The organism is Saccharopolyspora rectivirgula DSM 43747, from assembly GCF_000497205.1.
In the GTDB taxonomy this organism is placed as follows: domain Bacteria; phylum Actinomycetota; class Actinomycetes; order Mycobacteriales; family Pseudonocardiaceae; genus Saccharopolyspora; species Saccharopolyspora rectivirgula.
The window spans coordinates 1-6,801 of the sequence record NZ_AYJW01000102.1; the positions used below are offsets into that span (position 1 = coordinate 1).

Annotated in this window: 7 protein-coding genes; all 7 read right to left on the minus strand. The window is 67.0% G+C overall.

From position 1 onward, the window contains the following. Positions 1-182: 182 nt before the first annotated feature. Complete coding sequence (gene tyrS / locus SREC43747_RS0118470) at positions 183-1,457, minus strand: tyrosine--tRNA ligase (protein ID WP_029722869.1); 1,275 nt, start codon at positions 1,455-1,457, stop codon at positions 183-185. A 30-nt stretch (positions 1,458-1,487) separates the two neighbouring features. Then, positions 1,488-2,111, minus strand: coding sequence for a DNA-3-methyladenine glycosylase (locus SREC43747_RS0118475; RefSeq protein ID WP_029722870.1), 624 nt, complete (start codon positions 2,109-2,111; stop codon positions 1,488-1,490). Between the two features lie 28 nt (positions 2,112-2,139). Further along, a complete protein-coding gene (argH, locus tag SREC43747_RS0118480) occupies positions 2,140-3,561 on the minus strand; it encodes an argininosuccinate lyase (RefSeq protein WP_029722871.1) in 1,422 nt (473 codons plus the stop codon). Positions 3,562-3,681: 120 nt separating this feature from the next. Further along, positions 3,682-4,878, minus strand: coding sequence for an argininosuccinate synthase (locus SREC43747_RS0118485; protein WP_029722872.1), 1,197 nt, complete (start codon positions 4,876-4,878; stop codon positions 3,682-3,684). A 6-nt stretch (positions 4,879-4,884) separates the two neighbouring features. Further along, positions 4,885-5,424: an arginine repressor gene (locus SREC43747_RS0118490; protein WP_029722873.1), complete on the minus strand. Its 540-nt coding sequence runs from the start codon at positions 5,422-5,424 to the stop codon at positions 4,885-4,887. Beyond that, complete coding sequence (gene argF, locus SREC43747_RS0118495; protein WP_029722874.1) at positions 5,421-6,347, minus strand: ornithine carbamoyltransferase; 927 nt, start codon at positions 6,345-6,347, stop codon at positions 5,421-5,423. The genes SREC43747_RS0118490 and argF overlap by 4 nt, the downstream gene beginning before the upstream one ends. Continuing rightward, the coding region (locus tag SREC43747_RS0118500; RefSeq protein WP_029722875.1) for an aminotransferase class III-fold pyridoxal phosphate-dependent enzyme at positions 6,347-6,801 on the minus strand (455 nt) is incomplete at its 5' end. The genes argF and SREC43747_RS0118500, both read right to left, overlap by 1 nt.

Sequence of the window (6,801 nt, forward strand, 5' to 3'; positions counted from 1 at the left end):
CCACCCGGTGGTATTTCCGGAAGCCACCGCCCGGCCCGAAACTCATCTCCTCATTCCGGCCCGCTCCGCGCTGGCACAAAACAATTTACGCGCCGGACACCACGAAGTCAAATCGGGTCAAGTCAGTACCGGAAAGAGGCGTAACCGCAGGTAAACACCTCTTTCCGGTGCTCGCTGACAGGCTAGTACAGAACCTTGACCCCTGCAGTGTGGCGCTTGCCACGTCGAACGACCAGCCAAGTGCCGTGCAGCAGGTCCTCCTTGCTCGGGGACCAGCTCTCATCAGCGATCTTGCTGTTGTTGACGTAGGCGCCGCCTTCCTTGATGGTTCGGCGGGCCGCGCTCTTGCCGGCGACCAATCCGGTGGCCACGAGCAGGTCGACGATCGTCGGCTGATCAGCCATCCGCACCTCAGCGGTCGGCACTTCGGCCATTGCCGAGTTCAGCGTTCGAGCGTCCAGCTCCTGCAGTGCACCACGACCGAAGAGCGCCTGGCTGGCAGCCACCACCTGCCGCGTCTGCTGCTCGCCGTGCACCAGCGTGGTCATCTCCTCGGCGAGCTTGCGCTGGCCGGCCCGCATCTGCGGCCGCTCCGCGGTGAGCTTCTCCAGTTCTTCGATCTCTTCCCGGTCCAGGAAGGTGAACAGGCGCAGGTACTTGCCGACGTCGGCGTCCGCGGTGTTGACGAAGTACTGGTACCAGGCGTAGGGCGAGGTCATCTCAGGATCCAGCCACATGTTCCCGCCCCCGGTGGACTTGCCGAACTTGCGACCTTCGGAGTCGGTCACCAACGGCAGCGTGAGGGCGTGCGCGGCGGCCCCTTCCTTCTTGCGGATCAGGTCCACACCGGCCACGATGTTGCCCCACTGGTCGGACCCGCCCAGCTGCAGCAGGGTGCCGTACTTGCGGTACAGCTGCAGGTAGTCGTTGGCCTGCAGCAGCATGTAGCTGAACTCGGTGTAGGAGATCCCGTCAGTCTCCAGCCGACGCTTCACCGTTTCCCGGCCGAGCATGGTGTTGACCGAAAAGTGCTTGCCGATGTCCCGCAGGAACACCGTCACCGGCAGGTCTGCCGTCCAGTGCGCGTTGTTCTCCATGATCGCGCCCGTGGCCGAGTCGTCGAACTCGACGAACTTCGCCAGCTGGGCGTGGATCTTCTCGGTCCATTCGGAGACAGTGGACTCGTCGTGCAGAACGCGCTCGCCGACGTCCCGCGGGTCACCGATCAACCCAGTGGCACCGCCGGCCAGCACGACCGGGCGGTGCCCGGCCTGCTGGAAACGCCGCAGCATCAGGATCGGAACGAGATGCCCGGCGTGCAGGCTCGGCCCGGTTGGATCGAATCCGGCATAGAGAGTGAGCGGCCCCTTATCCAGGTCGCGTCGCAACGCGTCGAGATCAGTGGATTGCGCGATCAGTCCGCGCCAGCTCAATTCATCAAGGATGTGCTCACTCACAAGGCCAGTTTCCCAAAGACCTCGGGCAGGTCACACCCGGGTTCGGGGGCGACGGCGGCCACCGCGCCGGTAGGGGCTGACCGCGGGTGAGCCGTCGACCCAGCTCCGCCAGGGCAGGTCCATGGCCGCCGCCACACCGACCCGCGGGCCACTGCGGATTTCCTCCTCGGGGACCGGCACACCGTGGTAGAGCCGGATGGGCGAAGCCGGATCCGTCAGGTCGACCCCGTTGTGCTCCCTCGTGATGCCGAGCACGCTGGCCAGCCGGGCAGGCCCGCTGGCCAGCTGGACGTCCTTGCGGACCGCCGGCCGCCGCGAACGGGCCAGTTCCAGACCGGTGGTGATCTCCCCGGCGCGGAGCAGCACCGCACCGGGAACGCCATCGGTCATGCACACCACGTTGATGCAGAAGTGCATGCCGTACACGAAGTAGACGTAGAGGTGCCCGGCCGGGCCGAACATCACGGCGTTGCGCTCGGTGCGGCCGCGGTAGCAGTGCGAGGCGGGGTCGTCACCACCCCGGTAGGCCTCGACTTCGACCAGTCGAACACCGACTTCGCCCTCGGGGCTGGTGGACCGTATTTCGCAGCCGAGGAGCTTGCGCGCGACCCACAGCGGATCGTGCGCAAGCTCCTGTTGCGTAACTTGTCTCACGAAATTCCACAGTACCTTCTGCGGTTGATCACGCGGCGAGCCATTCGCGGTGCTCGCGGACCGCAGCGGCGACCCGCTCGCGCTGCTCGGCGACCCGTTCCGGGGCCGTACCGCCGTAGGCGTTGCGCGAACTGATGGATCCCTCCACCGAGAGCACCTCCCGCACCTCAGGGGTCAGCGCGGGGTGGGCTTGCGCCAGTTCCTCATCGGTGAGCTCTTCCAGACCGACGCCGCGGGACTCGGCGATTCGCACGCAAGCCCCGGAGGCCTCGTGGGCGACCCGGAACGGAACTCCCTTGCGCACCAGCCACTCGGCGATGTCGGTCGCCAAGGTGAACCCGGCCGGCGCCAGTTCAGCCATCCGTTCGGTGTGGAAGGTGAGGGTGCCGAGCATCCCGGCCATCGCCGGCAGCAGCAGTTCGAGTTGCTCCACCGAGTCGAAGACGGGCTCCTTGTCCTCCTGCAAGTCGCGGTTGTACGCCAGGGGTTGCGCTTTGAGGGTGCTCAGCAGACCGCTGAGATTTCCGATGAGACGACCGGACTTGCCGCGCGCGAGTTCTGCCACGTCCGGGTTCTTCTTCTGCGGCATGATCGAACTGCCGGTGGCCCAGGCGTCGTCGAGCGTGACGTAGCCGAACTCGGCGGTGTTCCAAATGATCACTTCTTCGGCCACCCGGGAGAGGTCGACTCCCAGCATCGCCAGGCAGAACGCCGCTTCGGCAGCGAAGTCCCGAGCCGCAGTGCCGTCGATGGAGTTCTCCACCGCCGCGGTGAAACCGAGTTCTGCGGCCACGGCTTCCGGGTCCAGTCCCAGGGAGGAGCCGGCCAGCGCACCCGAACCGTACGGCGAGTAGGCGGTGCGGGCGTCCCAGTCCCGAATCCGTTCGACGTCGCGCAGCAGCGCCTGGCAATGGGCGAGCAGGTGGTGGGCCAGGAGGACCGGCTGCGCGTGCTGCAGGTGGGTACGCCCGGGAAGCACGGCGTTCGGGTGCTTCTCGGCCTGCTTCACCAGCGCGTCCACCACGTCGAGAACACCGGCGGCGATGCGGCGGTTGGCGTCGCGCAGCCACATCCGGAACAGGGTGGCGACCTGGTCGTTCCGGGAACGACCGGCGCGCAGTTTTCCGCCCAGTTCGTTGCCGACCCGCTCCAGCAGTCCACGCTCGAGCGCGGTGTGGACGTCCTCGTCGGAAACCTCCGGTTTGAACGCGCCGGATTCGACGTCCGCAGCGAGCTGGTCCAGCCCGGCCAGCATCTGCTCGAGCTCCTCGTCGGTGAGCAGTCCGGCGCGGTGCAGCACCCGAGCGTGCGCTCGAGAGCCCGCGATGTCGTAAGGGGCCAGGCGCCAGTCGAAGTGGGTGGACAGGCTCAGCGCTGCCATCGCCTCGGCCGGTCCGGAGCTGAAGCGGCCGCCCCACAGCTTCGTGGGCTCACTGCCTTGCTGGGTCACGTTCTTTCCTCGCGGTGTGTTGTCGGGTTTTCGTGGCGCTACTGGTTCAGTGGAGACTGTGGACCGGATGTGAGTGGGGTGCCAGTCCGCAGCGGACTGGCACCCCACTCGTGGCATCGGTCAGTTGCGCTGGTCACGCTTGGCAGCGATCTTGCTGGGCAGACCCCACAGCTGGACGAAGCCCTTGGCCAGGCTCTGGTCGAAGGTGTCGCCCTCGTCGTAGGTGGCCAGGTTGAAGTCGTACAGCGACTCTTCGCTGCGCCGTCCGTTGACCACCGCGCGACCGCCGTGCAGGACCATCCGCACTTCGCCGCTGACGTGCTGCTGGGAGTCAGCGATGAAGGAATCGAGCGCGTTCTTCAGCGGGGAGAACCACAGGCCGTCGTAGACCAGCTCGCCCCAGCGCTGCCCCACGGTCCGCTTGAAGCGGGCGAGGTCCCGTTCGAGCGTGACGTCTTCGAGCGCCTTGTGCGCGGTGATCAGCGCGACAGCGCCGGGGGCTTCGTAGATCTCCCGGCTCTTGATGCCGACCAACCGGTCCTCGACCATGTCGAGCCGCCCCACGCCCTGGGCGCCGGCGCGCCGGTTCAGCTCCTGGATCGCCTGCAGCACGGTCACGGTTTCCCCGTTGATGGCGACCGGGACGCCCTTGTCGAAGGTGATGGTCACCTCGTCGGGGTCCCGCTGCGCGGACGGGTCCTGGGTGTAGGAGTAGACGTCCTCGATGGGGGCGTTCCAGATGTCCTCCAGGAAGCCGGTTTCGACCGCGCGACCCCAGACGTTCTGGTCGATCGAGTACGGCGACTTCTTGGTGACGTCGATCGGCAGGTTGCGCTCTTCCGCGTAGGCGATGGCCTTCTCACGGGTCCAGGCGAAGTCGCGGACCGGCGCGATCACCTTCAGGTCAGGGGCCAGCGCGCCGATCCCGACCTCGAAGCGGACCTGGTCGTTGCCCTTGCCGGTGCAGCCGTGCGCGACGGTGCTGGCGTTGAACTTCTTGGCCGCGTCCACCAGGTGCTTGACGATCAGCGGCCGGGAGATCGCCGAGACCAGCGGGTACTGGTCCATGTACAGCGCGTTCGCCTGCAACGCGGGCAGGCAGTACTGCTCGGCGAATTCGTCCCGGGCGTCGGCGACCACGGCTTCCACAGCGCCGCAGGCCAGTGCCCGCTTGCGGACGGTCTCCAGGTCCTCGCCTCCTTGGCCGACGTCGACGGCGACCGCCACCACTTCGGCTCCGGTTTCTTCGGCGATCCAGCCGATGGCCACGGAGGTGTCGAGGCCACCGGAGTAGGCGAGCACTACCCGGTCAGTCATTTGTCCTTACTCCTTCGATGTCTGGGTCAGCGGCGCTTCGTCCGCGTCTTCTCCGGTCGGGTTCTGTCGTTCTCCGGCGGCCATCGAGCTGAACCGGTCGGCTAGCTCGTGACCGGTCAGCGGCTCCCTGGCGACGACCATCACGGTGTCGTCCCCTGCGATGGAGCCGACCACTTCCGCCATCGCTGCTCGGTCGATGGCGCTGGCCAGGAATTGCGCTGCCCCGGGCGGGGTGCGCAGGACGGTGAGGTTCCCCGCCCCTTCCGCGCTGACCAGCAGTTCCCCGAGAAGTCTGGTGAGCCGCGTGGTGCCGCCTTGCACGCCGCGGACCGGGCTGCCGTCTTCGGGGATCACGTAGACCGCAGGGCCACCGTCCGCGCCGCGGAGCTTGACCGCACCGAGCTCTTCCAGGTCGCGGGACAAGGTCGCCTGGGTGACCTCGATGCCTTCGGCGGCCAGCAGTTTGGCCAGCTCGGTCTGGCTGCGGACAGCTCTCGAGGACACGATTTCAACGATCCGAGCCTGTCGAGCCACCCGCGTGCTCATCGTCGCTTCACCAACCATGCCAACAGGGCTTTCTGTGCGTGCAAGCGGTTCTCGGCCTCGTCGAACACCACGCTGTGCGGCCCGTCGATGACCTCGTCGGTGATTTCCATGCCGCGGTGCGCCGGCAGGCAGTGCAACACGCAGGTGTTGGTCTTGCCGGTGGCGTTGAGCAGTTCGGCGTTGACCTGGAACGGCCAGAACGGGCCGACCCGGTCCTTGCCGTCGTTCTCCTGGCCCATGGACGTCCACGAGTCGGTGGCGAGCGCGTCGGCTCCGTCCACGGCTGCCTTGGGGTCGGTGTGGACTTCCACCGAGCCTCCGGTTTCGGCCGCCCGCTTCCGAGCTGCTTCCAGCACCCATTCCAGGGGCGCGAAGCCTTCCGGTGCGGCGATGCGCACGTGCATGCCGGCGTTCACGCCGCCCAGCAGCAGGGAGTGGGCCATGTTGTTGGCGCCGTCCCCGAGGTAGGTCAGGGTGAGGCCGGCTAATTTGCCGTGCTTCTCCCGGATCGTCTGCAGGTCGGCCAGCACCTGGCAGGGGTGGAACTCGTCGGTGAGGGCGTTGACCACCGGCACCGAGGAGACCGATGCCATCGCGTCGATGCGCGCTTGGGCGAAGGTGCGCCAGACCACCGCGTCGACGTACCGGGAGAGCACGCGGGAGGTGTCTTCGATGGTTTCCTCTCGGCCGAGCTGCATCATCCGGCCGTCGACGATGATCGGGTGGCCACCCAACTGGGTGATGCCGACTTCGAAGGACAGGCGGGTCCGGGTGGAGTTCTTCTCGAAGATGACCGCGATCGACTTCGGACCGCTGAGCGCGTCCGAACTGTACGGGTCCGCTTTGAGCTGGTCGGCCAGGTCGAGGACTTCCAACTGCTCTTCGGGACTGAGGTCATCGTCGCGCAGAAAGTGCCGCACCATCAGGAAGTCACCTCTTGTGTGTCGAGTATGGCCGGGAAGTCGTGGAGCCACCGCTGGATCTGGCCGGATTCGACGACTAGCGGCGGGGCTAGGCGGATGGTGTCCGGCTGCACCGGGTTCACCAGGTATCCGGCTTGCTGTGCGGCCGCGGCGACTTGAGCGGCGACTGGTTCGGCCAGTCGCACTCCGAGGAGCAGTCCTGCGCCGCGCACTTCGCTGATCAGGGGGTGGTTGAGCTGCTGCAGTCCGGTGCTGAGCTCCTTCCCGATTTGTTGCACGTGTTCCAGGAGGTTCTCGCGGGCGATGGTGTCCAGCACTGCCAGAGCTGCAGCGCAGGCCACCGGGTTGCCGCCGAACGTCGTTCCGTGCTGCCCGGGCTGCAACAGGTCGCCGACGGAACCGACGCCGATGCAGGCGCCGATCGGCAGGCCACCACCGAGCCCCTTGGCGAGGG

Excerpts from the sequence above, each read along its gene's own strand:
- SREC43747_RS0118490 (WP_029722873.1), bottom strand. The coding sequence starts at position 5,424 with ATGAGCACGCGGGTGGCTCGACAGGCTCGGATCGTTGAAATCGTGTCC.
- argF (WP_029722874.1), bottom strand. The coding sequence starts at position 6,347 with ATGGTGCGGCACTTTCTGCGCGACGATGACCTCAGTCCCGAAGAGCAG.
- SREC43747_RS0118485 (WP_029722872.1), bottom strand. The coding sequence starts at position 4,878 with ATGACTGACCGGGTAGTGCTCGCCTACTCCGGTGGCCTCGACACCTCC.